This is a genomic window from Hymenobacter wooponensis, from assembly GCF_004745865.1.
Lineage (GTDB): Bacteria > Bacteroidota > Bacteroidia > Cytophagales > Hymenobacteraceae > Hymenobacter > Hymenobacter wooponensis.
Window position 1 is genome coordinate 173,401 of the sequence record NZ_SRKZ01000002.1, and the last position, 24,968, is coordinate 198,368.

A 24,968-nucleotide genomic window follows, 5' to 3' on the forward strand; every position below is an offset into this window, starting at 1 on the left:
TCCCCTCCCTTTCACTTATGCCACAAGGAGATAAATCGGCCTACACCGACAAGCAAAAGCGGCAGGCTGAACACATCGAAGAAAGCTACGAGAAGCGCGGCGTTTCGGAAGAAGAAGCCGAAAAGCGCGCCTGGGCCACCGTTAATAAGCAAGACGGCGGCGGCAAGAAAAGCGGCTTCGGCCGTAAGAAAGCCGATAAGTAGTACCCTTGCACTTCCCCAGCACGCAAAAGCGGGCGGCTCGTCAGGGCCGTCCGCTTTTGCGTGCTGGGAAAGGGGGTGCGCTACATCAAGGCAATGGTGCGGTTTTTTGCCGCGCCATTTTGCAGGGGAGCACTGGGCATCTGCTTGAGGTTGGTGCCCGTAGTTTTCTGCCATAAATTAATAATGAGCGAAATCTGTTGAGCAAACGTGTTGCTAGGCACGCCAGGATCAAATAGCCCTTGGATATTAGCAGCTGTATCATATTTACCTTCCTCCACCATTCGCAGCAGAATGGCCAGCAAGGGTGCTAGCTCAAAGATGTCGTGGGTTTTGGAGTGAGGCGTGACTCCCACCAGCTTACCGAGCTTGGCCAGGCGCTCGTAGGGCGTGACGGCCTCGGCGTTCAGCTCCTTTACCAGCTCGGTGTTGGTAGCAATTACCTGGTAGTACCACTCGGCCATAATCACCGACAGGAATTCTTCCTTCGAGAGGCTGCTGCTCTCATAGAACTCCAGGTTCTTATCGGCGTTGCGGCGGGACAGCAGGCTGTCCTTGAGCTGCAGTGCCAGCTCCGAAATAAAGATAACGTCAGTGGTATTAACACCACTGGTGTTTTTGTGGTTGATGACGCCCTGCCATACTTCGCGCAAAAAGTGCTCTAACAGGCCTACGAAGTTCAGGTTAGCGTGAGTCGGCTTTACGAAGCTGACCGGCGAATTGGCCTGATTACCGTGGCCTAGCTCCAGCCCAAACAGGCGGTAGTAGGCATTGCGGCGGGTAGCATCGAAGCTGGGAGCCAGGGCCGTGACCACGGAGCGGAACTGCGGAATGTGCACATCCTTGTAAAACAGGTCCTCGGTGTTCCGTATCCACTCGCGCGTGAAGGCGCTGGGGTGGCCTAGGTCTTCGCCCGTCTTGAACTTCATGATCAGGCGCTCGAAGATGACGAAGATGCGCGAGTGCTCGATGAGGTAGGCGAAGATTAGGTGGTAGGGCGGAAATTTATCCGCGGCTGGTACGTTGGCCCCTTTGATGTTATACATCAACTCATACCAGTGGTAACCAATGCAATTTTCGAGCACGCCCGCATCAGGCATTGACACAAAGGCCCGGATGGAATCGGCATTGGGCGCTTCTGTGTCGTCTTTGTTCAGGTCGATGAGAAAAGAGTCGGGCGGGCCGGGCGCTACATCAAGCCCAAACTGCCCGGGAAATGTCCAGCGCTTGATAATGGGCGAATTTAAGGGCGTGCCGTCGTTGCGAAAGTTCGGCAGCGCATAGGGCCGCTCCGTGCTATTGTAGCTATACAGCGTGTTATACGCCTTGATCAACCTTAGAGTAGCTGACATGGTGGCGAAGAGTTAAAGGTGAACAATAAGCAACGACGGGTGCGAGCTATACTCGGGTTTTGACGTAGGCCCGCAACAGTACTTCCAGCCGCTTCTGAAAGTCAGGGGTGGTAGGCGTTGGCGGGTCTTCCCCGTTTTTGCGACCCTTGATGTGGCGCTTCAGCTCCCGCAGCTCCTGCTTATAGCGGTGCATTTCGGCTCGTACTTCCTCTACTTCCTGGCGGGAGGCGGTTTCAATAATCAGCACATCGGGGCCGGAATCGGGGCTACCGTTAAACTCCGAATTCTGTGGCTCTTCCGATTCAAATACTCCTTTTGCGTTTCTCATGACGTGGGGTAGTGGGTGGTGAGGTGTAGGGGCGTATGGGGAAAACACGCCTGGTTATCAGTTCAAATTCACAGACCAGCCCAAGCGCTGCATCCATTCTTCCTGGCGCTGATATTCAGGGGCGGGGTCGTCGGCGGTGGCTATTTTCAGGCCGCTTAGGGCCAGCAGCCGCAGGCATTCCTTCCAAATCCAGGCGTGGTTGGTAAACAGGGCGGGCCCGGCCACATACTCTAGCTTGGCCAGCTCATCGGGGCGCACGCGTAGGGGGTTCACGATTTCAGTGAGGGCGCGGCCGCCAAAAGCCCGGAAGCGCTGCCTCAGAATAATTTCCACGGCCTGCGGCAGCACCGACAAACACGCCTGAATAATGAGAGCCGCATGTGAGCCGCTATTCTTGATCTGGTAGAAATCGACCCAGGCCCGTTCCAGCTCATCCCAGGGGCCCAGCCCGAAGCATTGGCGGCACATTTCGGTGGCCAGCAACACGCGCAGGTAGCTGATGGGGTGCGGGTCGCCGAGGTGGTACTGCACCACGCTCCACACCTCGCCGGCCATTACATCGTGCAAGGCTGCCACGGCCGCGTAGCCCGTGTGCACAAAGGCAAACGCATCGGCGGCAATTTCAGAAGCCCAGCCTGCATACTCGTCGGCCGCCAGGCCTGATTTGGCTTGTAGGCCAGTGCGTAGGGCGCGGGCCAGCTCCTCGTTCCAGTCCAGAATGTGGGCCAGCTGGTGGCCGGTTTCGTGGATGGCCGAGGTGGGGCGCAGCAGGTTGTGGCGCGTTATCTTGATGACGGCTACCGGGCTGGTAGAGCTGTCCCAGAGCCGCAGCCCCGCTTTCATAATAGACGCCCCAAGGCCCTTATCAATGTAGGTGAGTACGCTGGGCACGGGCTGGTTGCCTACTTTACTCAGCACCTCTTGCATACTTTGGGCGCAGAGGGCATCGCAGGCCCGTAGCAGCGCCGCTACCTGGGGCGTAGTGCGTGAGTTGATGGCATCGGTGTAGAGATGCACGGTGGTTTCGCACTTCACGTATTGGCTCCGAAACCGAATGACTTGCTTGCGGATTTCCAGCAGCGCCGCTTCGGTAGTGGCCTGGTCGAGCTGTACTTGCAGCTGCTTGCCGCTCAACAGCAGATTCGTGATGGATTGGGTCAGAAAGGCCCTTATTTTCAGGCCCAGGCCCTGGTCTACCCCGGCCCAGGCTCCCGGCGAGGCCAACTGCTCGTAGGCCGCCAGCCGGGTAGCGGCCTGGAGCCAGTGCCCGATTTGCCGCCGGATGAGCGGCTTCGTGCTGACAAGTGGAAGCGTGTGTACCATGTCGCCCGCCGTTTAATCGAACTGCCGCCCGCCTACTATCATGATGCTAGGCGTGGGCAATGACGGCAGCACAAAGTCGGCCAGGTCGCCCAGGTTGGTGGTACCCTTCATGGCGCTGATGACCAGACGCAGCTTCGACATAATGGGCACGTTCGAGAAAATCACCTTCACCGTAACGCCGCTTTGGTTAGCCGATGCCGTGACAAACTCTTGCTTGCGCGACTTCAGGTAGGTGATGATGGAGTTGTAGACGATGTCGGCGAACTTGTTGATGAGCTTCTCGACCACCTTCACCAGCGCATCCTTCCCAAACTTCACCAGCATGCCCCCAGCGGCCCGGGCCACACCTCCCAGAAACTGCTCCTGGGCGGGCTCAAAGTTCTCCAGATACAGCTCCGGCATAGCCTCGTGCACAAACTTGACTTTATGGGGCACGTTGCGCAGCAGCGTATTGGTGAGAATATCTCGCACCACGTTCCGGATGGTGCCCACCGCTGATAGGTAGTCGCCGCTGCCGAGCTTTTGGCCGATGGCGCGGGCATCTTCACCGCTGAAGAAGAAGTTGAAGCGGATTTCGCTTTTGAGGAAGTTCAGCACGCATTGCGCATCACTGGAGCGCGGAATTACGGGCTCTACTTTGGGCGGCGTCCAGGGCGTGCCGGGCGTAACGGGCACGGGCGGCCGGTTTACCTTGCCGGCTCCGTAGGGCGGATGCACTTTAGCACCCGGAATTTCTAGGAAGTAAAACCGCTGCCCCGTACTGATCAGGTTGCGCGACTGTAGAAACCGCGCATCTACGTCGCGGCCTAGGCCAGGTTCCTTGAGCAGCAGGGCCGCGGCCGTAGGCGTGAGCGGGTGCAGCTGGCAGTACGCCGACCAGTTTGAGCTGCCTAGGCCAGGTAACTTCTCCAGCCGCGAGATGATGGACAGTTTGGTGTAGCGAATAGCCTCGTAGAGATGTACTTTGGCTTGCACAGGCTTACCCATGGGCAGGCCTAGCTTGTCTTTAAAGAAACTAGCCAGGGACTGCCCCTTGAAGGATTTTACCTGCTGGGCCGTGCGGGCGTCAATCACGACGTTAAACACGGTGGAATACTTGCGGTAAAAGCGCTTTGCCCGCGGCATTTTGTACCACATGCCGTTGCCCGACGCCTGGCGCAGGGCCGCCTTCATCATGGAGGTCGGGAAGTTGTTGGCCACGGCCGTTTCAAAGGCCTCGCTCACCAGACTCTGGACCACTTCCGGCTCGGCGGTGTAATTCTCAGGGCGGCTCCCTATTTCCGTCAGAATCTCCTCCACCGTGGAAGCGTAGGCCTCGTAGGCCAGTCGGTCGGGTTGTAGACCGGGAGTTTCCAGCGAAATCATCGACATGCCAATGTCGGCAATGGCGTTGCCGAGGGCCCGGTGGTGGGTTTTGAGCGTGTTACCCAGGATTTTGCCCACCAGCTGAGACACTAGGCCACCCAGGAAGTTCACAACTTTGTCGCGCCCGATAATGGTAATGGCCACCTTCAGAATGGGGAGCAGGGCCGGAATAAAGCGCTGAATAGCCGGCGTAGGGTCTTCGCCATCTTTCAGCTCACTCAGCTCCTGCACAAACCGCTCACGGGCCGCATCCAGCGTGCCGGCTTCATCTTCTGATTGGGGCTGCTCATTCTCCTGGAGGTAGTTGTTTACCGTGGCCTCGCTTTCCTGCTCGGTTTCGGCAAACAGCAGGTTGGTTGCCCGCGCATTGAACTCCATTTGAATCTCGTTTATCTCGTAGGTCGTCGGTTGCTCGGCCTCCGCCTCAGTTTCGTAGGCCTCGGTGGCATAAGTGCCCTCCGTTTCAAACGACTCGCGGTTCATGAGCTTGTTCACGAACTGCTTGGCAATGGGCCGTAGCACAATGGGCAAGCGGTTGATGGCAAAGTTGATGACCTTATGCACCAGGGGCTTTACCAAGGCCCCCAGTTTTTTCATGATCAGGCCAATTGGCAGAAACTTACCCGCGAAGGCAATGCCCTTCTTGGCCAGATCTACCGCGCCGGCAATGCCTTTTTTGCCGAGGTCAATGGCTTTTTTGGCGACGTTCTTTACAACCCGGAAAACCTTACCAAAAAACTGCTCAAAGCGGGGCGAAAATCCCTCATGATCTACTAAGTAGCGGTCAAAGAACTGCTCCAGCTCGGCCTCACTTTTACTGCCCATGTCTTCGCGCTCCATCTCGGTAGCCATGTTGCTAATCATGGTTTCCAGCTCGTAGATGAGAGGCGCGGCATGGTTGCGCAGCTCAGATACCGTGCGCAGGCTGTACTCACCGGCTTCATGGGCAAATCGGGTGGCCGCCACGTCCTCAAACTCGTTGGCCAGCTCAAAGAGGGCTTCGTTGAATTCGTGGTCGTGGAGCTCGGCCAGCATGCTCACCATTTGCTCGGCCAGCGGGTTGGGCATTGGGTGTACCTCGCCGTTACTTTCTAGCTCCGAGAGAAACGGGCTTTCCATATCTACCCCAAAGCTTTCTTGCAGGGGCAGCAGATCTTCGTACCGCACGTCGGCAAATTCCTCCTCCGACTCGTCGGCAAACGGACTACTGGACAGTAAATCGTTTACTCGCTCACCATTCTGGGATGGGAAATAGGTATTCATAGCCACTCAGATTTGGGTACTGACTAACTGACTGAATCATTAGCAGACCGCCAGAACCTGGCCTAGCGCACTTGTGCCGCTCTTATATCAGGCAGGCGTTCTTCAGCCGGTTTCGCTAACGCGGCTGGTGTCCACAGCAGAAGGAGCGGTAGTCCGCATCCTTTCCAAGTAGCAGTTGCTCATAACTGCTCCGCACCGTAGTGCCCCTCTCGCCCCTATTCTGGTTACTGTTGCGCAAGTATTATTAAAGTAATATATATTATCTAAAACTTCCTAAGTAATTCCTGACTTTATCGATGAGATTACAATCGTGTGGGAAAGATGCAGAAACGCACCTTTCCCAGGAGCCGCCGCGGCCGGGTAGCAGAAACCGTAATAGAGAGGCCTAGGCCTAGATTGTGTGCAGAATCACGTAGAGCGAGGCGACTGATATCACCGCCCAGAGTACTATACCTAGCACAAACGGCTTGGGGCCCACAGCTTTAATGGCTTTAGCGGAAAGCCCGGCGCCAATAAAGAACAACGTTACCGTGAGGCCTAGCTTGGCCAGTTGCACCACCGTGGGAGCTGCTACCTGCAGAGCTGGCACGTAAGTATTGAGCAGCATAGCCGCGATGAAGCCCAGGATGAAGTACGGAATCTTCACTTTCACATCCTTCTGCTTGAAGGCTAAGGCCGTGCCCAGCGCTACGGGAATTATCCAGAGGGCGCGGGCTAGCTTTACGGTGGTAGCTACCTGCAGGGCCTGGTCGCCGTAGGCGGCGGCGGCACCCACTACCGAGCTGGTATCGTGGATGGCAATGGCACACCAGAGGCCAAACTGGTTCTGGGTCATGTGCAGCAAGTGGCCTAGCGGCGGAAAAGCAAACAGCGCAAGAGCATTCAGGATAAACACCGTGCCTAGCGCCACCGACAGTTCTTCCTCCTTGGCCCGCAATACGGGCCCTACCGCCGCAATGGCACTTCCGCCGCAAATGGCGGTGCCGCAGGAGATAAGGTGTGTCACGTGGCGCCCCAACCCGAGCCAGCGCCCCGCAAAATAGCCGAGCACCAGCGTGCCAGTAATGGAGGCCACCGTGAACAGAACACCTTGCTGACCGGCCTGCACTGCCGCATGTGCATTCATCCCAAAGCCTAGGCCTATCACAGAGTACTGGAGTAGCTTAGCCGTGAGGGCGCGGGTCTGAACAATGAACGGGTTGCCCACAGTCTGGGCCAGCACCAGGCCTAGCGCCAGCGCCACGGGTGGCGAAGCCCAGGGGGTGAGGCAGAACAACAAAAAAACGACAAACACCCCTTGCTGCCCCGTTACAGAGAGGCCTAGCAGTTGGTGAGGCTGACGAAACGATTCCCAAAAACCTGCGGCTAGGTTCGGGGTCTGCGTGGGTTGAGTAGGGCGAGGGAGGGTGGCTTTCATGGGGGCGGTAACTTGCTCCCAAAGGTACGTTGCCCCCATACCGCCAGATAACCAATAATTGTTATCAGCTATTACTTAAAGTTATAAGAACAATTTGATTAAGTCTGCTCGTACTGCTTGTGCGCATAGGACAGGAAGCGCGTAGCCGCTGCCGACAGCGGCTGGCCTTGCACCCACACAGCCTCAAACTGCCGGGACAGCTGGAGCTCAGGCACATCGACGATTTCTAGTTCTCCGGCGGCCACCTCCTTTACCACCGCCCGCCTAGACACTACTCCTAAGCAGCCGGGGGCCGCAGCCAGATACAGCTTTATGGCCTCTGTACTATCAAAGTAGAAGGCCACTTTCAGCTCCGAAAACTTCAGCTGATGCGCTTTCAGGGCATATTCCAGCACTTCCAAGGTACCCGAGCCCCGCTCACGCAGCACGAGTGGGTGCTGGGCAAATTGCGCAACCGTGAGGGATGAGGGCCCCGCTAGAGCAGGGCTGCGGACTACCACGAGCTCATCCTCCAAGAGTAGTTCGTAATGCAAGTCGCGGCTTTTGCTGCGCCCCTCCACAAAGCCTAAGTCAAGGTGACCTTGCAGCAGTTCATCGGCAATTTGCTCGGAGTTGCCGTTGAGCAAGCTTAGCTCAATGTGCGGGTAGCGCGCTTGGAACGCCGGTAGCAATGGCGGCAACACGTATTGGGTGAGCGTGGTGCTGGCGCCTAGCCGCAGGCGGCCCCGGGCAGCCCCGTGCAGCAAGTGCAGCTGTTCCGTGAGCTGCTGGTGCAGGTTCTCTACGGCGTCGGCGTGCTGCAGCAAGAGTTGGCCGGCCTCGGTGAGGCTAATGCGGTTGCCACGCCGCTCAAACAAGCGCTGGGCGTAGCTGCGCTCCAGCTCCCGAATGTGCTTGGTAATGGCGGGCTGGGTAATAAACAGCTCCTGGGCCGCTTTGGTAAAGCTCAAGTGGCGGGCTACCGACTGGAAAACGCGCAGACGAAAATCGGGCATGGCCGCAAGGTACGCGGTGGCTAGATGCCAGAAAATGGTGTGTGGCTTCTGTCTCGCACGTTACCCGGAGTGGAGCGCAAGATCTTGTCAAGGCAACATGAAACGCCTAGTTCCTTTGTTGTGGTGTGAGTATATCCTTTCTCCGTTAGGATGATGTGTTGGGGCACTGGCGAGGGGTGCGCTAGGCCACTTCTGCCTAACTTGCTCCTTTCTTTCCAGTTGAATTCCCATGAGAAAATCCTTTCTGACTGCGCTGGCTTTTCTGCCGCTGGCGGCTTCAGCCCAACAAACCACCTACACGCCCGAGCTGCTGATGAAGCTGGGCCGGCTGGGGGAGATGCAGGTATCGCCGGACCGCAAGCTGGTGGCCTACACCGTGACGCGCTACAACCTAAGCGAGAACAAGGGCAACACCGACATTTGGGTGGTGCCCGTGGCGGGCGGCGCGGCCAAGCAGCTCACTAATACCCCCGGCTCCGAGAATACCATTAACTGGCGCCCCGATGGCAAGCTGACTTTCCTCTCGGGCGAAGGCGGCACCGACCAGCTCTACGTGATGAATGCCGACGGCTCGGGCAAGCAGAAGCTCAGCGAATTTCCTGATGAGGGTCTCGCCAACCTGAAATACGCGCCGACGGGCAAGTTTATTCTGTATACCCAGGACGTGAAAACCGGCAAATCGGTGCAGGACTGGTACCCCGATCTGCCCAAAGCCGACGCCAAGCTCATCGACGACCTGAACTACCGCCACTGGAACACCTGGGACGATTTCAAATCGAGCCACGTGTTTTTCCAGCCAGTTGGCGACGATGGCAAGCCCACCGGCTACGGCAAAGACGTGATGCCCGGCGAGAAGTTTGATGCGCCGCTACAGCCGCTGGGCGGCTCAGAGCAGCTGGCGTTTTCGCCCGACGGCTACCGACTGGCCTACACCTCGCGCAAGCTCTACGGCAAGGCCGAAGCCGAGAGCACAAACTCCGATATTTACCTCTACGACATCAGAGAGGGCAAAACCCAGAACCTGAGTGAAGGCTTGGGCGGCTACGATACCGAGCCCATCTTCTCGCCTGATGGCACAAAAGTGGCCTGGCTGAGCATGGCCACGCCGGGCTTTGAATCAGACCGCAACGGTATTGTGGTGTACGACTTCAAAACCAAGAAGCGTGAGGACATCACGAAAGGCTCGGAGCAGGCGGCCGCCAACATTCGCTGGAGCCCCGATGGCAAGACCATCTACTTCGTAAGTGTGCTGGAAGGCACCGAGCAGCTATTCTCTATCCCGAGCAAAGGCGGCAAACTCAAACAGCTGACCAAAGGCCCCCAGAATTACAACAGCTTCGAGCTAGCTGGCGCCGACGTAGCCGTGGCCAACAAAACCACCCAAGCCACGCCCGCCGACTTGGTGCGCATAGACCTGAAAACCGGCCGCGAAACCCAGCTCACTACCATTAACCAGCAGGAGCTAGCTGGCGTGAAAACAGGCAAATCGGAAGCCCGCTGGGTGAAAACCACTGATGGCAAGCAGATGCAGGTGTACGTTATCTACCCTCCTGACTTTGACGCCAGCAAGAAGTACCCTACCCTGCTGTATTGCCAGGGCGGCCCCCAAAGCCCTATTACCCAGAGCTGGAGCTACCGCTGGAACTTCCAACTGCTGGCTGCGAACGGCTACATTGTGGTAGCTCCCAACCGCCGGGGCCTGCCGGGCTTCGGCACGGAGTGGAACAACAGCATCTCCGGCGACTGGGGCGGCCAGCCCATCCGCGACTATCTCTCCGCCATTGATGCCGTGAGCCAGGAGCCCTACGTAGACAAGGACCGCCGCGGCTGCGTGGGCGCCAGCTACGGGGGCTACTCGGTGTACCAATTGGCCGGCAAGCATGAGGGTCGCTTCAAGACCTTTATTGCTCACGCGGGCCTTTACGACCTCACCAGCTGGTACCCCAGCACCGAGGAAATGTTCTTTGCCAAGCACGACATGGGCGGCACTCCTTGGGACGCTACACTCAACAAGAGCTACACCGACTTCAACCCCCAGCAGTTTGCAAAGAACTGGGATACGCCGATTCTGGTAATTCACGGTGGTAAGGACTTCCGGGTACCCGAGGGCCAAGGCATGGAAGCGTTTGGTACGGCGCAGCTGCGCGGCATCCCGAGCCGTTTCCTGTACTTCCCCAACGAGGGCCACTGGATTACCAAACCTCAGAACGCCGTGCTGTGGAACCGTGTGTTCTTTAACTGGCTAAGCCGCACTCTAAAGCCCGAAGGCCAAGCAGCCAAATAGATTTTGCTTTAGCAACAAAAAGACCCTGCTCAATTCCTCAGCAGGGTCTTTTTGTTGCTACTCTGACTTAGCCTTATATACCTTTACAGGCAACGCTATGTTATTCTTTGATCATATTTTTTCTTCAATGGCTTTACTGCTTCGCATAGCTAGCCTACTAGGCTTGTATTTACTCACTGTGTATGCCCAGGCTCAAACACCTGGTTCTCCTGTTAAGAGCAGCATAACAATGTCGGCCCCAATACAACTACCCTTAATGGCGTATGTACCGAGCACTAACACGCGCTTAGGTCGAGCCGATTCTCTTACGCGCCGGGACTACATGAGAAACAAAATCCGTAGTGTAACCAAAGTCAGGTTGATCGATAAAATCGGAGAAGTTGATTCAGTGGATTATATGGAGCTTGACCGCCAAGGCAATAAAGTTTTGTTGTACAATCCGCACTCTAAGGCCCGTATCATTCGGCATTATGATAAGCGCGGCCGACTTGTAGAAGTTATTCAGCAGCCAACGCCTACATATCCCTACAGCATGCGAGAAGTGTTAGATCCAGATAAGGGACTATACACTTCGTTCAGACAACCTGCTGGCAAACCCGATGTCCCTCTGCTCACTGTAACACACCAACGACAAGGCAATATATCCAGTAGTGAGGCGCAATTACATCAGCCTATTTATCAGCAGGGCCAAATAATAACTCAGGTAACAGCCCGTGGCTACAATGTGAGCCACGACACTGTTAGGGTAGATTTTTTTGGCTACGATGGCACTCAGCAGGCTCAAGCCTATCAAAGTATGTATACCATTGTCCAAAACGGACGTTCAATTGAAAATGGCACAGTTTCTTTCCAGAACCAACTACAAGCTCTCCTAGACTCCTCTGCGAGAGCACGCCAATGGCGTAGCCAAGGACTATCCGATGCTGCTATTTTGTTGCGTCAGAACGGCCTACGGGGCTCTTATATAGCCTCTACTTATTCACAGTATGATAAAAATGGCTGGTTGATACGCTCTGAGCATAGCAGCCCTACCAAGTTGCTAAGCAAGCCCGTTACACAGGAAAGCGAGCATGGAACTATGACTACCACCAGTTCTTCTTACAGCTCGTTTTCATATCAGTACGATGCTCAAGGCCGTGTAATTCGGGAAGAATTTATGGCCGTTTTTCCGGCACTCTCGCAAACGAGCAAACCGGCATCAGATACCGTTAGGACTGTAACGGATAAGACTTATTCATCAAAAGGGCTGCTCCTCAGCGAAACCAATAGCAGTGCTGGACGGACAACGCGTTACGAATATCGCTATAGCCGCTTCTAACCTTAACTACGGGTAGGCGGGCTTTATTTAGTACGGTTTACAGGCTAGCGAAATAGCGGAGCTCTTTACTTTTTCTTCCCTGCATTTCAACTGATCATTACAGTTGGGGCGCAGGGAAAGTATTTTTATAACTATATCAAATTGCATTTATTTACCAATGTAGCGCTTCCCTCTCACACACCTAGCTATGTGGCTTCGTTTACTACTTGTATTGCTATTGGGCGCGCAGTTGGCACTTGGCCAGTCGAGTAACGCGGTGGAAACACCGCACACTGTCCGTGACACGCTACTCTTGAAGGACCCCAAGGGCCCGCACATATCGGAGGCGTATCGATATTACACGGAGCCATTCTCAAGAGCCCCTGACCCGGAGCAGGCAGAAGCCCAGTGGCTGGCGGGCAAATTTCGGGCAGGCCCGTGGCACAAAACGCTTAACCTAGGCCTCTTGCATGAGCGCGTATGGATGCGCCTGACGGTGCGTAACACGGAGGCGGAGCGGCTCCGCTTTTTATGGAGCATTTTCAACTTTACTGATAGCGCCGCACTGTACTGCCGGCGGCAGGGCGAAGCAAAGTTTACGCTACTGGGCGCCGCCAGCTCTTGGGTACCAGCGGCCGAGCGCACCTTCCCGGCTCGCTCGCTCAGCTTCCCTTTCACGCTAGAGCCCGGCGAAACCGCCGACCTGTACCTGCGCATCGACCTGCACGCCGGGGCGCTGTATTTGCCTACGTACATTGAAACTGCCGAGCATTTCCTGGCATGGGAGATGAATTTCCCTTTTGATCGGCATTGGGTGTGGCTACTGGGGTTTTACTTCAGCAGCGCGCTGTTCAACCTCGTGCTGTTCACCTTCCTGCGCGACCGAATTCATATTTGGTACGTGGCCTACGTGCTGTGCGTATCCGTCTTTCTGATGATGGAAGATGGCCTAGACGCTATGCTGCTGCCCACAGGCATATATCGCCTGATCTGGACGGTAGGGCAGTTTAATTTTACGGTGCTAGCCGCCGCCGCAGGCATTCATATCATGCTGCTTTTTCTCAGGCTGCGTACAAGCTGGCCCAGGCTGCACCAAGCAGGGCACTGGCTCGCGGGCTTGGCTATGGGGTTTGTGGTGGCCTACGCAATGCTGTTCCCGTGGGCCGTGCGCAATAGCCTGCCGTTTTTGCAGGTACTAAACACTACCCGAGAACTGGTGCTGCTCTCACTTTTTCTGTACAGCTGGATAGCCCTGCTGCTTGTGGTCAGAACAAAGAACCGCCGCCGACTGGCGGCATATTACGCGTTAACTTACCTGTTCTTCTTTACCGGTTTCGCGATATTCTGGAGCAATCATGTAGGCCTGAGCAGCTTCAACCCCATTTACCCGAACCCGCTGGCCTGGGGCCTGTTTTTTGAGCTGCTGGTATTGAGTGCGTTGCTCACGGGCCGGTTCCGCCATACCCTGCGCCAGAATGCCCGCTTGCGGGAGCGGCAGCTCCGCCAGCGTAATGCGCTGGGGGCACGCCTGATTGAGGCTCAGGAAGAGGAGCGCACCCAACTGGCGCGGGAGCTGCATGATGCCCTAGGCCCCAATCTGGCAGCGCTGAATCTGGCCTGGCAAAGCCCGGCTATTCAGAAAGTGCTGGATAGCTCGTCGGAAGCGGCGGCGGCCGGTAAACAAACGCAGCTGCTACTTCGCCACCTCCGCGACCAGGTGCGCACCTATAGCCACGCTCTACTGCCTGCTGAGCCCGGCCAGGAAAGCCTAACGGAGTCAATAGCGGCGCTGGTTGAACTGCTTAACCTCTACGGTAACCCGCAGGTGCGCGTGCATTACGACGATGGCTTGGAACAGCTGCCACCAGTGGTGCAGCAAGCTGCTTACCGTATTGCGGCGGAGCTGCTAAACAATGCCGTGCGCCACGCCCGCGCTACCGAAGTAACAGTACGCCTGCAGCGCCACCCTACTGCGCTGGAAATAATAGTAGAAGACAACGGCCGGGGATTTGCGGCTCACACGCCGGGCTCGGGTATTGGTCTGCGCGGCGTGCAAGCCCGCACCGAATACTTACACGGCAACATGGTTATTGATAGCTCAGAGCACGGTAGCCGCATTACGGTAGCACTGCCCTGTTAGAACCTACCGTGAGTGTAACCTACTTTAGTGGGGCCACTGGCTGCACGCGTGCTTCCCTGCTCCGGCTCAGCTGCCAGCACAGGCCTAGCACCACCAAGCTGCACCCTAGGCCCAACGCAGGAGCAGCCACCACGTTTAGCGCCCAGCCGGTAATATAGGAGCCGCATACCCCACTCAAATTTACCAAGGCCATGTAGGTAGTGAACTGGGAGCCTTCTATCTGGGGGCGGCACAGGGTCATTAACAGTGGCAGCGCCGCCACGCTCAGGCTAGGGTCGGCGAGGTTCCAGACCAACAGGCCTAGCGTGGCTACTGCCTCATGCTGCCACCAAATGTGCAGGCTGCAGAATAGCAGCAAAAAGCAGCCCAGCGCTCCGAGTACCCACCGCTGAAGCCGAGCCGGCCCAATGCGGTCGGCCACTATCCCGCCCACCCCAATTACCCCTAGTGCAGTAATGCTTCCCCAGCTGCCTTGCAGCAACGAGAGCTTACTGTCTGACCAATGCAGCTCTCGAATGAGATGAAACGAGTACGCCCACCCGAACACACTAAAGCACATATAGGCCAACGCAATACCACCAAACAGCCAGAGTGAGCGAGGCTCAATCATGGCCCGAAACAGCTCTTGGAACAACCACTTTACTGGTGGGTTATCGGCGTTTTGGGCCAGGGCAATACGGCGCTGGCTTCGGCTAGGCAGAAGTTGATCGGTTGCGTCGAGACGGATGAAGAATGTAAGGACTGTAAAAGCTAGCAAGGCGGCCGACTGCGCTAAAGCAGCCCAGAAGAAGCCGTACTGGTGTAACACCCACGAGAGGCCAGCTGCCCCAACCGATATACCCAGTAGAAAGCCACCCCGCATGCACGCATTCACGCGCCCCCGCTCTGCTTCGGGCACCACCGAAATGGCAATGGCATCCACGCTGGCATCTTGAATGGAGGCGAAGATGCTGTGCACTACAAAGTCAGTAGTAAGCAGAGAGAGCTGCGCCACCGGCTGCCGTACGAGCAGCAGCAGCAAGGAAGCGGCTACTGCTACCAACTGCGTGAGTACCACCCACTGCTTGCGATGACCAATAACGGAGTACTGGTATTTGTCAATCAATGGTCCCCACACGAACTGAATGGTCCAGGGCAGGCCTATTAACGCCGTAAACGTTGCTACTTGTTGTACTGGTAAGTGCTGGGCATTGAGGTAGTTTACCATGGCCGTTAGGCCAAATCCGGCTGGAATGCCCTGCATGCCATACAGGTAGAAGAACGTACCGTAGCGCAAGGGCGCGCTTTCCCGCAATACCAGATTTCTCACGTGCTATAGGCTAGTTGAGCAGCCTAATATAGCGCCAAGGTTGCCACTCCGCTTTCTACCTAGCTTGCGGTTTCGCTGCTAAGGGTTTCCTCTGTCACCTTGCGAATATCCGTGCTAACCTTCTGAATGAAATCAAGTTGCTCTACTAACTGCGGATCAACGGCTGTTTCGGTTGGTAGGCCAGTACCGTCAGGTGGGGTGGGTAGCTCGGGCTCTTGTGGATTAAGTGCGCGCAGGCTGCGGTAAAGCGACTGCTGCGCTTGCCGAACGGGCTTGAGCAGGCTTGGGACTTGCGGCGGGCGGCGGCTACCCGTGAGCATGGCTGAGGTGATGGAGGCCACGTTGGAGGAAAGAATGTGGTTGAGCACCACAAACTCGTGCACTTCGTTGGGGCGGTGCTGCTTACCACGCGGTTCCGACATCATGCGCTGGAATGCCGCCGCCAGATTAGCGGAGCTTACATACACTTCCTTACGGGCCAGCTTGTAGTCTACCACGGCTACGGGCAGTCCGTTTAGCGTTTCGGAGAGGGTTTGGAGGTAGCGCAGATTGGCCTGCAACACCTGCTTCATATAGTCTTGGAGCTGGTCTGACTCCCAACGCGGAAACAGCAGATAGGCCGCCCCAAAGGCCAGCAAACAGCCCGTGACGGTATCAATCACGCGCTCTTCTACCACTTGTAGGTAGTGAAGCCCTAAGAAGCTGAACAGGATGAGCACGAAGGGCGTCATGAAAGTTACGGCCACAATGTAGTTGCTGCGCGTGAAGCTGAACGACACGAGCATAAACAGGCCTAGCAGTACTACCAGAGCTACTTTATCCTGCACCACCCATAGTACCACGCCCCCTACTACGCCGCCCACCAGCGTGCCCAACACGCGCTGCACATTGCGCTGCTTGGTGAGGCTGAAGGCCGGCTTAAGCATGTAGGTAATGGTCATCAAAATCCAGTAACTGTGGTGGCCGGGCAGTACCACCTTGGCAACCAAAAAGCCTATGAGGCAAGCCAGCGTCATGCGTACGGCGTGCCGGAATATGCCGGAGTTAAGCGTTAGATGGTCGCGGAGTTGCTCTAGGCCAAAGCTCTGGTGGCCTACAAACCGGCCAAATTCCAGGTCGCTGCTCGAGCGGGTGGGGGCGCTGGTATCGAAGTACGCCTGAATATCCTGGAGGCGCTGGTTGAGGTTGCGCAGGTTTACCAGAATCTTCTTCAGCACCAAGGTATGCCCAGGGCGGGCGGGGTCTTCCAGAGCATCAATGCGGGCCTTGAGCTGCTCTAGGCCACTGGTAAGGTTCACGCGCGACCGGAAGCCGTGGTTGGCCTGGATGGCAAACCCTATGTTTTCCAGCTCCGCTGCCATCAGCTCGGCCATATCCGCTACGGCGTCTAGCACCCCAGAAGAACCAAACTGGGTTCGGATGGCGGCGTAGTCGTAGTACGTCACGGTGATGTGCTCGTAGAGGTCAATTACGTCCACGAAGGTGAGCACCAGCCGCCGGCCATTACCCGTCGACTCCTTAATCATCTGGCGAGTTTTGAACAGCAGTTCCCGCACGGCGTCCTGCTTTTCATTCACCGTCACTTGCTGGGCCATTAGGCGGCGGTAGTCTTCCTCCAGGCTAGTGCCCGTCCGGTAGAACTCCGCCTTCAGGCGGAGGAAGTCAGCAATAGACCGAATACACTCCCCCAATGCCTGCTGGGCCGGCCGGTAGGGTCGGATCTGGTACGTAAGCAGGCTGATGGTCATGTACCAGATGCCACCGGCCGTAACCAGACCGGCATACTGGAGCAGCTGCAGAAATGAGAGGTGCCGGTCCATCATCAGAATGAGCAGCAGCAGGCCCGCCGTGCCCACGGAGGCGGCCCGGTTGCCATACACCAGAAACAGCGTAAACACGAAGCTGAGTACCACCACCTCCAGGCCTAGCAACCACAGGTAAGGCTGCACCACTCCCGTGAGCAAGGCCACTAGCGGCAACAGTGCCACGCCGGCTAGCATACCGTTGCGCTTGTGCACTACCGGGCCCGGCGAGTCAATAATGCTAATACAAAGTGCCCCCAGCGATACTGTAAGGCCCCTGTCGAGGTGGCCTAGCATGCCCAAAGCTACTCCCGGAATCAGGATGGAAAGCGTGGTCCGCAGGCCATCAGAGAAGTCTTGGCTGGAAAAGAAGTACTGAAAATTTCGGGTATGATCGTTCATTGCAGCAGGCTGCGAGTGCGGGTACGTGTCGGCTATACGGTAGGACGCAGTCTACGGACGGGCTCCGACGCCCCGGCCAAACTACCAGAAAAAAGCCGAGCCTACGTAGCGCAGACTCGGCTTTTGTGAGACAGTTCCTGACTAGCCCAGGGCTCACACGTGCATTTGCTCCATAATGGGCAAGGTATACCGCTGGCCTTTCGCCAGCATATGCACGCGCAGGTCGCGGATGGTAAATGGGTTGCCGGGGGCCACTTCATGAATGTCAGTGGAGCATTGATTGCCATCTACCACCACCACAATACCGTCGCCAATTACTTCCAGCTCATATCCTTTCGTGATAACCACGCCGGTGTTTTCCTCTAGGCCTAGGCCTATGCAGGCCGGATTGGTAGCAATGATCTGGGCCATGCGCACAATACGGCCTCGGGCTACAAAGTGCGTATCAATGGCCACATCGTGCAGGAACTCTAGGCCAGTGGTAATGTGAATTTAATCCTTGAGCATGCCGGCATCATTGCGGCCCTGGTAAATCATGGGCGTGCTCATGGCCGTGGCGCCGGCACTGGTGCCCGCCACCACAAACCGGTCATTGGTGTACCGCTCCTTAATGATGCGCTGCAGTAGCGTACCTCCCAGCAGCGCCGTGAGGCGCAGCTGGTCGCCGCCCGTGAACATTATGCCGCTAGCTTGTTGCAGCTGTTTCAGCAGGCTTTCATCGTTGGCCTGCTCTCGGCTTTGCACGTTCAGCACTTCCACCTGAGCCGCTCCTAGCTTCCTAAAGATTTCCACGTACTCCTCCCCCGCTTCTTCGGCCTCTTCGGCTGCCGTAGGAATCACCACAATGGGGCCTTTCCCCTGCAGCTCATCCACTACGCGCTGCAAAATCAGTTCCGGAGCTTGGTCGGGGTTGTTGCCCGTTTCAGCTTGGGTAAGCTGTTCTTTGCGCTCGTGGCCACCAATTGGAATTAGGATACCCTGCGGGTTAGGGCAGTGCACCTGAGCGCGGGAGCGAGAGGCAGTTTTTTTGGAGGATGCAGGCATATACGAATGATGAACAGGATTTGAGGAGGCAAGAGACAACCCGGCAACAACCTAGGCCTCTACTCTTTTACGGGCGCCAAGTTGGAGTTGGCAGGACCGTTTAGCAGTTCCCCAAACGGCGTGAAGCGCGAGCCATGGCAAGGGCAGTCCCAGCTCTTCTCCAGGCCGTTCCAGTGCACCACGCACCCAAGGTGAGGGCAAATGGCTGAGCACTCATGGGTTTGTCCGGCATCATCGCGGTACACGGCCACCTTAGAAATACCCCGCCGCAGCACGGCACCCGTGCCCGGTTCAATTTCTGATTCTTTGCTTACGTCACCGCCCGTGAGCAGCTCGGTGTACTCGGCGGCTACGTTGAGGTTTTCGCGCACAAACTCTTTCACCGACTCTGGGCGCACCGTTACCCGGCCGGGGTCGTAGAGGCTCGCCCAAGGGTTCGGGCGGTTCTGGATCAGGTCGGTCACAATTTGCGCACCCAGTGTGCTATGCGTCATTCCGTGGCCTGAGTCGCCGGTGATGATGTATATGTTGTCAGAATCGAGGGGGTTACGGCCCGCGTAGCCCAGGCTATCCGACGGCTCCATCACCTGCCCCGACCAGCGGTACTCAATGCTTTCAACCGACGGGAAGTGCTCACGCGTCCATTCCTCCAGGCAGCGCAGCCGTTCCTCGGGGTTTTCCTCCTGTCCGGTTTTGTGGTCTTCGCCCCCCACCACTAACAGATCGTGCTGGGCATTTTTCTCGGTGAGCTCCTGCAGCCGAATGTAGTGGTATGGGTCGGCGGTATCCCAGTAGAGAGCCAAGGTTACGGAGCCTTTCGGTACGCGAGCGGCCAGCGCATACGTGCGGTAAGGGTGCTGCTTGGTGTGCATCACTACCCGGTCGTTGAAGGGCGTGTTAGTGGCTACTACTACTGCCCGGGCCTGCACATCCACCTCGTCGTTGATAATGGCGCGGGCCTTGCTGCCCCCCTGCACTTCTGCTACGTGGGTGTGGGTGTAAATTTTGCCGCCTTGCTTCACAATAGCCTGCGCCAGCCCTTGTAGGTATTTCAGGATATGGAACTGGCCCTGGTTCGGAAACTTAAGGCACTCGCCGGTATGAAAGCCCTTGGTGTTGGCGTTCTTGAGCCGTTTTACACCTGCCAGGCCAGCCCGGTGGGCCGCCTCCAGTTCCTCATCCAGTTCCTTTGGGTCGCCATCTTTGGGCAGAAACAGGTACCCATCGAGACGAGTAAAGTCGCAGTCGATGTTTTCGCGGTGCACTATCTCCTCAATGCGGGTAATAGCCATACCGTGGCTTTCCGCTGCCAGCCGGGCCCCCGATTCTCCAAAAAGCTGCTCCAGCGTGCTGTACCGGTCGTCGAGAGCATTGGAAAGGTGGGCGGTGGTCCGGCCACTCTCGCCGCTGGCCAAGTCGCCGTCTTCCAGCACTACTACTTTCATTCCCTCTCTACCCAGCAGGTAAGCCGTGGTGAGGCCCGCAATGCCCCCTCCTACCACTACTACATCGGTAGTAATAGATTTTTTTAGGGGCGTGAAGGCAGGAAGCGGACCATTGGTGCCAAACCAGGAGGAAGTAGTAACGCCGGAAGTACGGGTAGGATTAGGAGTAGCCATAGAAGCAAGAGGAAAGGATGAGCTTTACTCTACGCCAGGCTTTTAAGGCGGGTTAAGGCTGAGCTTGCTCCTGCCGGGGCTTTAGGGTTGCTTAAAGCCCATTTGCTTGAGAGCCGCCACATCGGTGGCCTCCACTTTGGCCTCCAACATCCGGCCTGTTGGGCAGGTGCAGGTCCGGCAAGTGCTCGTCTGGACGGCGGTGTTACTGATTTTGATGCTGTACAGCTTCACCCCTTTCTGCCCCACATACTGCTGCACCACCTGCTGAAAACCTTCGTCGGTGTTGGCGCTGGTGGAGGAAACTGCCCACGGATCGGCGCAGACCGTCTGGGCGTAGGTAACGGTTACGGGGTTATTCGGGCTGGGCTCCGCATCTGACTTCTTACAGGCAGAGATTCCGGCGGCCACTACACATAGCACTGCAATACGATTCCACATAGCGTAGATAATAGGTCTGGTAGGTTTACTTAGAAGAGCCTGCCCCCTAGCGTGAGGTTGCAGATCTCGCCCAAAAACAACCTTCCTACACCCCAGGTGGCCTAGTACTAGTACGGCACGAGCCGCGAGAATTGGGCAGGATGACCTACCCGTTTCTCGCGGCTCGCGCCATAGAAACAGCTGTTGGAGAGGCTGTCTAGTAGAGGATATCGTCGACGGGCTCCAGCTTCGGGGGCACTTCTGTTTCACCGAGCATCTGGCGCAAGTCTATTTCGATGGAACGGCAGATGGCCGTCATGGGCACATCGTTCATCTCATTCTCGAAGGGGTTCTCGCTGGTGTGGCCTACCACTTCAATGGTGTTAAACACCCACGATACCAGTACGGAAAATGGCACCGTTAGCCAGATATGGTCGGGGCCCATTTTGGCGAATTCACCGATGAGGCCTAGCGGCAACAGGGCTACAAAAATCCAGATGAAGACGTAGCTGAAGAAGGCGTATTGGCGCGGGAAGGGCGTGTTTTTAATTCGCTCGCACCCACCCTGCAAATCGTACAGAACCTCTAGGGTACGTATCATTTGCACGTGCTGGAAGTCGTTGAGCAGACCCCGCTCCTCGCGGAGCATCCGCAAATCGGCGGCCTGCTGACGGATGAGCTGAGCCGGCGGATTCGCCATCTTCCGCAGGCGCTCCGACTCTTGTTCGTCCAGAAACGGCGCTACGGCGGCATCCCATTGCTCAGGCTGGCGCCGCAGGTTCAGGCGCACGGCGTTGCACCAGGCAATTTGGCGGTACACCATGCGGCGGTGCCGCACCGAAAGCTCCTGCGCTGAGGCGGCAGGGGCTTCTACGCCCGGAGCGTCTACCACGGAGGTTACGAACTCCAAGGCTTCCACCGCAAACATGCGGCTGCTGTTCACGATGCCGCCCCAGAGTTTACGGCCTTCCCAGAAACGCTCATAGGAGCCGTTGTTTTTGAAGCCAATGTAGAATGCCACGGCCGTACCCAACAGCGAAACCGGTTGCCACGGAATAGACAAGGAGTGCAGATTCAGCGGGCCGTAGACAAAACAGACTAGGATGGAGTAAAATGTAAAAACCAGCAGGCTTTTCCAGGCAAACTTCCAGATGACGCGCCAGCGCAGATTATTACGAACGTACACAACGAGGAAGTTAAAGAGCAGACGAAAGAACACGTCCAGAAACCTGGCGTGTTGCAAAGTACGAGCGCCACATTAACCTCAGATTAAAGTGGCCTAGGCAGTACCGCGCAACGTGCTCTACGCAGGTTGCTAGCTCCACAGTTATCTAGTTGAAAACTTATGAGTTTGGGAGTCTGCCAATTACTTTACTCCAGCATAATCCCCATCAGGCGCATAAGCTGGCTGGCATTGAAGGCCCTACATACGCCGGGGGTCAGGTGGTAATCGAAGCGCAAGGTGCCGTCGGGCTCCAGAAAACTATTGAAGCTGAAGTTACTAACGGTGCCCGGCAACTCTTGCTCCAGAGCGGCTAGCTCCAGGTCGTGGGTGCTGATAAGGCCGCTGGCGGGGCGCTTGTGCAGCTGGTGCACCAGGGCACGGGCCCCGCGGTGGCGGTCCTGGGAGTTAGTACCCTTCAGAATTTCATCGAGCAGGTAGAACACCGGCAGTTGGGCGGCTTCGGGCGCTTCGGCTAAGTCTAGGAGCAGCCGCAGGCGTTTGAGCTCGGCGTAGAAGGAAGAGGTATTCTCGGCGAGGTTGTCGTTGGTGCGCATGGCCGTGTACACCTGCGCCGGGCTGCACCGGAGGCTCTGAGCGGCCACTACTGCTCCGGCCTGAGCCAGCACCAAATTGAGGCCTACGGTGCGCAGAAAGGTACTTTTACCCGCCATGTTGGAGCCCGTAATAACGGCCGTCTGGCCTAGGCCACGCAGGCTGAAATCATTGGTAATGCGCTGGTGGTCGAAGATCAGTGGGTGGCCTAGCGCCTCGGCCGTCACCTCCAGCGCTTCAGTGCTTAGCCCCGGCTCGGCGTAGGTGGGGTTAGCGGCCCTGAAGGCGGCCAGGCTCACCAGCGCATCCAGCTCGGCGGCGGCTTCCAGCAGTGGCTCCAGCTTGCCGCCGAGGCGGCGCTTCCACCGCTCCAGCTGCCACATGCCCCAAAGGTCCCAGAGTAGCAGGCTATTCACGGTACCCGCTACGGCCGGGTTTTGGCGCAGGGAAAACCAGCCCGCAATGCGCGCCAGCCAGCCCAGCAGCTGCGAGGCCGTTACACCCTCGGCTACTTGCAGGGTGCGGTGGAGGCGGCGCAGAGCGGAGTCTTGCCAGTCGCGCTCCTCAAACAGCGCCAGTTGGTCATGCGCGGCCCGTAATGCGTCGCGCATGGCGGTGGCGTGCTCGTAGTAGTCGGCGCGCTGCACCCGGAATCGAGAGTTTAGAATGCCCGTCAGCAGCAAGCCCCCGAACAGATACCAGGGGCCTTGGTCGTTTAATAGCGCTACTAGGCCACCCACCGTGAGTAGCGGCAGCACTATCAGCAGGGGCAACAGCCAACCTTTGCCCGCAAAAAAGTCGGGTAGTTGCAGCCAGGCCGCAAACTGGCGCGGATCTGACTCTTGGCGGGCGTAATGCCGGGCGCGGGCTTGCCACTCCTGCTGCCAGGCCACATCGGGGGCCAGCTCGGCGGTGGCCTGCTGCCGCTCCCGCACTGCTGCGGCCGGGCTGGGGGCCAGCAGCCAGCCAGCTAGCCAATCCTGGCCTAGCCGGGAGGTGCTGCGGTTGAGCAGCTGAAACAGCGAGTGGCTGCCAAACACATCGAGGTCGGCGGCGTAGGGGTGTTGGGTATCAAGGTAGCGTAGGCCAGGGTCGAAGCCGGTGAGCTTACCCGAGAGGCGAAGTTGCTCGTCGCGGTTGAGCTGGGCCAGCAGGCGGTGGTGCTCCCGCTGGTAGCCCACGGTAGTATGCCAGCGCACCAAGCCTAGAAACACCAGGTAAGCCGCAAACAGCAGCCCGAAGCCCGCCATCACTTGCCCGTTGCTAAACAGCAGCCACGCGCCTACGGCCGCGCCCCCAAACACCAGCAGCCGCACCAGGGCCACCATTCGGTGCCGCCCCGCAAAGTAGGCTTCGCGCTCAGTGTAGTGGGCCAGGTTTTCCTGGAAAAGCTCGGCGGGCGTAACGGATAGGGTACGAGTAGCAGGGGAAACAGGCACGGCAACAGGTTCAGTGAAGCCACGAAGGTACGCAGCCCCGCGCTAGGCCTATCCCTCGCTACAGCAGCCGCCGCAACGGACTATTCGGCTTCAGATAGCGAGCCATTTCAGCAAAGGTGAAAGACACGCGAAATTGCTCAGCGTACATCTTCCGAATGAAATTCGACATCATATCGTACTCCACAGAATGGTTAAAGGAAACATCGTTTTTCGCTATTTGCATGTCACCGAGAGCGTTTCCAGTCCCAATGTGCTGACTGCGTAACCCCGCTATATCCGTTGAGTCAAGCTCTTCTCCTGAATTGCTGATGTACTCGCTGATCTGTTGCTGAAGCTGCACCTCGCACGCGGCTAAAAAGGCCTGTCGCTTAGCGGGATCAATCTCACTTTCACTCAATTCCTCGCCGGTGTGCAGGTCAACTACCTTCGTCCAAAAGCGGCTGTTCACGTTGGCAGCCGTGTATTCATCACGCAGCGACACACTTAGCAAGCCCCGGTCGTTATAGGTTACTTCGGATGTTATGCCGCCGTAGCCTTGAAAACCGCCGTTTTTGTGGCTCCGATGCTCTTCCTGCAGGTCCTCTAGCGTCTGCTCCGATAGGTCTTCTATGTCAAAGAGCCAGTAAAGCTTCTCCGTAACGGCCATGTCAGCTACAGTAAACTCGGGGGCCGTGAATTCCTCGAAATAGGTTCGCTCACTTGCGTGGGCTTTCTGTACGGGGCTGCTGGCCTGATAGGGCGTAAGCTGCACCGGAAGCAGCTTGTCTGATTTGGCGGCTTGCCAAGTGCCCGCTAGGCCACCTTGAGGTAAATGGCGCAGCCGGAAATACGCAAACGGATAGCGTGATTTTCCGCCAGGGCCCCAGCCCGCCGCCACCGTGTCGGGGCGCTCGGGGTCAATTTCCCGTAACCATATCTCGCCATCGGGAGCAAGAATTCCCCAGAGCCTGATGGGCTTTTGCTGTTTCAGGTAGTAATAAATACCTACAACCTCCGACTTATTGAGCCGATTGGTAATGGCTAGTCGGAACGGGTATTTCCCAGCAATGGAGCCTTCATAGCTGCCAAGCGCCGGGGCGGCATGGGTAGTATCTGCGGCAGGAGTTGCCACCGTGGTAGCCGGTTTAGTTGATTTCGATTCGCAGCCCCACAGGGCCATCAAGACGGCTGCCGCATAAAGTATTCGCACAGAAAG

General features: G+C 57.1%; 19 protein-coding genes. 4 read left to right on the forward strand and 15 right to left on the reverse strand.

From position 1 onward, the window contains the following. Positions 1 to 17 precede the first annotated feature (17 nt). Positions 18 to 203 carry a type II toxin-antitoxin system RelE/ParE family toxin gene (locus tag EU557_RS06900; RefSeq protein ID WP_135529697.1) on the forward strand — a complete coding sequence of 62 codons (186 nt, stop codon included), beginning with the start codon at positions 18 to 20 and terminating at the stop codon, positions 201 to 203. 80 nt (positions 204 to 283) lie between these two features. Here EU557_RS06900 and EU557_RS06905 read toward each other — a convergent pair whose 3' ends face one another. From EU557_RS06905 to EU557_RS06930, 6 genes are all read right to left on the reverse strand, one after another. Then, positions 284 to 1,552: a hypothetical protein gene (locus EU557_RS06905; protein ID WP_135529698.1), complete on the reverse strand. Its 1,269-nt coding sequence runs from the start codon at positions 1,550 to 1,552 to the stop codon at positions 284 to 286. Between the two features lie 46 nt (positions 1,553 to 1,598). After that, on the reverse strand, positions 1,599 to 1,880 hold the full coding sequence (locus tag EU557_RS06910) for a hypothetical protein (protein ID WP_135529699.1): 282 nt from the start codon (positions 1,878 to 1,880) through the stop codon (positions 1,599 to 1,601). A gap of 57 nt (positions 1,881 to 1,937) precedes the next feature. Next, positions 1,938 to 3,203, reverse strand: a complete 1,266-nt coding sequence (locus EU557_RS06915) for a hypothetical protein (protein ID WP_135529700.1) — start codon at positions 3,201 to 3,203, stop codon at positions 1,938 to 1,940. 12 nt (positions 3,204 to 3,215) lie between these two features. Continuing rightward, positions 3,216 to 5,831, reverse strand: coding sequence for a hypothetical protein (locus EU557_RS06920; RefSeq protein WP_135529701.1), 2,616 nt, complete (start codon positions 5,829 to 5,831; stop codon positions 3,216 to 3,218). Positions 5,832 to 6,222: 391 nt separating this feature from the next. Beyond that, positions 6,223 to 7,248, reverse strand: a complete 1,026-nt coding sequence (locus tag EU557_RS06925; RefSeq protein WP_135529702.1) for a YeiH family protein — start codon at positions 7,246 to 7,248, stop codon at positions 6,223 to 6,225. A gap of 98 nt (positions 7,249 to 7,346) precedes the next feature. After that, positions 7,347 to 8,243 carry a LysR substrate-binding domain-containing protein gene (locus tag EU557_RS06930; protein ID WP_135529703.1) on the reverse strand — a complete coding sequence of 299 codons (897 nt, stop codon included), beginning with the start codon at positions 8,241 to 8,243 and terminating at the stop codon, positions 7,347 to 7,349. A 229-nt stretch (positions 8,244 to 8,472) separates the two neighbouring features. On the opposite strand from EU557_RS06930, the gene EU557_RS06935 reads away from it, so the two are divergent. From EU557_RS06935 to EU557_RS06945, 3 genes are all read left to right on the forward strand, one after another. Further along, complete coding sequence (locus EU557_RS06935; RefSeq protein WP_135529704.1) at positions 8,473 to 10,527, forward strand: S9 family peptidase; 2,055 nt, start codon at positions 8,473 to 8,475, stop codon at positions 10,525 to 10,527. 322 nt (positions 10,528 to 10,849) lie between these two features. Then, the gene (locus EU557_RS06940; protein WP_135529705.1) at positions 10,850 to 11,845 is read left to right on the forward strand and encodes a hypothetical protein; all 996 of its coding nucleotides are present in this window, start codon (positions 10,850 to 10,852) and stop codon (positions 11,843 to 11,845) included. Positions 11,846 to 12,032: 187 nt separating this feature from the next. After that, positions 12,033 to 13,964: a sensor histidine kinase gene (locus EU557_RS06945; RefSeq protein ID WP_135529706.1), complete on the forward strand. Its 1,932-nt coding sequence runs from the start codon at positions 12,033 to 12,035 to the stop codon at positions 13,962 to 13,964. A 19-nt stretch (positions 13,965 to 13,983) separates the two neighbouring features. Here EU557_RS06945 and EU557_RS06950 read toward each other — a convergent pair whose 3' ends face one another. From EU557_RS06950 to EU557_RS06985, 9 genes are all read right to left on the reverse strand, one after another. Then, a complete protein-coding gene (locus EU557_RS06950) occupies positions 13,984 to 15,273 on the reverse strand; it encodes an MFS transporter (RefSeq protein WP_135529707.1) in 1,290 nt (429 codons plus the stop codon). Positions 15,274 to 15,332: 59 nt separating this feature from the next. Next, complete coding sequence (locus tag EU557_RS06955) at positions 15,333 to 17,477, reverse strand: FUSC family membrane protein (RefSeq protein WP_135529708.1); 2,145 nt, start codon at positions 17,475 to 17,477, stop codon at positions 15,333 to 15,335. Between the two features lie 153 nt (positions 17,478 to 17,630). Then, positions 17,631 to 17,933, reverse strand: a complete 303-nt coding sequence (locus tag EU557_RS25800; protein ID WP_245326193.1) for a hypothetical protein — start codon at positions 17,931 to 17,933, stop codon at positions 17,631 to 17,633. Positions 17,934 to 17,969: 36 nt separating this feature from the next. Beyond that, a complete protein-coding gene (locus tag EU557_RS25805; protein ID WP_245326194.1) occupies positions 17,970 to 18,521 on the reverse strand; it encodes a cyanophycinase in 552 nt (183 codons plus the stop codon). 59 nt (positions 18,522 to 18,580) lie between these two features. Continuing rightward, entirely contained in the window at positions 18,581 to 20,140 is a 1,560-nt protein-coding gene (locus tag EU557_RS06965) for an FAD-dependent oxidoreductase (protein ID WP_135529709.1), read from the reverse strand. An 81-nt stretch (positions 20,141 to 20,221) separates the two neighbouring features. Beyond that, complete coding sequence (locus EU557_RS06970) at positions 20,222 to 20,578, reverse strand: hypothetical protein (protein WP_135529710.1); 357 nt, start codon at positions 20,576 to 20,578, stop codon at positions 20,222 to 20,224. 196 nt (positions 20,579 to 20,774) lie between these two features. Continuing rightward, on the reverse strand, positions 20,775 to 21,743 hold the full coding sequence (locus EU557_RS06975) for a bestrophin family protein (protein ID WP_135529711.1): 969 nt from the start codon (positions 21,741 to 21,743) through the stop codon (positions 20,775 to 20,777). Positions 21,744 to 21,928: 185 nt separating this feature from the next. Beyond that, positions 21,929 to 23,773 carry a MutS-related protein gene (locus tag EU557_RS06980; RefSeq protein WP_135529712.1) on the reverse strand — a complete coding sequence of 615 codons (1,845 nt, stop codon included), beginning with the start codon at positions 23,771 to 23,773 and terminating at the stop codon, positions 21,929 to 21,931. Positions 23,774 to 23,831: 58 nt separating this feature from the next. Next, complete coding sequence (locus EU557_RS06985) at positions 23,832 to 24,962, reverse strand: hypothetical protein (RefSeq protein ID WP_135529713.1); 1,131 nt, start codon at positions 24,960 to 24,962, stop codon at positions 23,832 to 23,834. Positions 24,963 to 24,968: the final 6 nt, after the last annotated feature.

Excerpts from the sequence above, each read along its gene's own strand:
- EU557_RS06900 (WP_135529697.1), top strand. The coding sequence starts at position 18 with ATGCCACAAGGAGATAAATCGGCCTACACCGACAAGCAAAAGCGGCAG.
- EU557_RS06905 (WP_135529698.1), bottom strand. The coding sequence starts at position 1,552 with ATGTCAGCTACTCTAAGGTTGATCAAGGCGTATAACACGCTGTATAGC.
- EU557_RS06910 (WP_135529699.1), bottom strand. The coding sequence starts at position 1,880 with ATGAGAAACGCAAAAGGAGTATTTGAATCGGAAGAGCCACAGAATTCG.
- EU557_RS06915 (WP_135529700.1), bottom strand. The coding sequence starts at position 3,203 with ATGGTACACACGCTTCCACTTGTCAGCACGAAGCCGCTCATCCGGCGG.
- EU557_RS06920 (WP_135529701.1), bottom strand. The coding sequence starts at position 5,831 with ATGAATACCTATTTCCCATCCCAGAATGGTGAGCGAGTAAACGATTTA.
- EU557_RS06925 (WP_135529702.1), bottom strand. The coding sequence starts at position 7,248 with ATGAAAGCCACCCTCCCTCGCCCTACTCAACCCACGCAGACCCCGAAC.
- EU557_RS06930 (WP_135529703.1), bottom strand. The coding sequence starts at position 8,243 with ATGCCCGATTTTCGTCTGCGCGTTTTCCAGTCGGTAGCCCGCCACTTG.
- EU557_RS06935 (WP_135529704.1), top strand. The coding sequence starts at position 8,473 with ATGAGAAAATCCTTTCTGACTGCGCTGGCTTTTCTGCCGCTGGCGGCT.
- EU557_RS06940 (WP_135529705.1), top strand. The coding sequence starts at position 10,850 with ATGAGAAACAAAATCCGTAGTGTAACCAAAGTCAGGTTGATCGATAAA.
- EU557_RS06945 (WP_135529706.1), top strand. The coding sequence starts at position 12,033 with ATGTGGCTTCGTTTACTACTTGTATTGCTATTGGGCGCGCAGTTGGCA.
- EU557_RS06955 (WP_135529708.1), bottom strand. The coding sequence starts at position 17,477 with ATGAACGATCATACCCGAAATTTTCAGTACTTCTTTTCCAGCCAAGAC.
- EU557_RS25805 (WP_245326194.1), bottom strand. The coding sequence starts at position 18,521 with ATGCCTGCATCCTCCAAAAAAACTGCCTCTCGCTCCCGCGCTCAGGTG.
- EU557_RS06965 (WP_135529709.1), bottom strand. The coding sequence starts at position 20,140 with ATGGCTACTCCTAATCCTACCCGTACTTCCGGCGTTACTACTTCCTCC.
- EU557_RS06970 (WP_135529710.1), bottom strand. The coding sequence starts at position 20,578 with ATGTGGAATCGTATTGCAGTGCTATGTGTAGTGGCCGCCGGAATCTCT.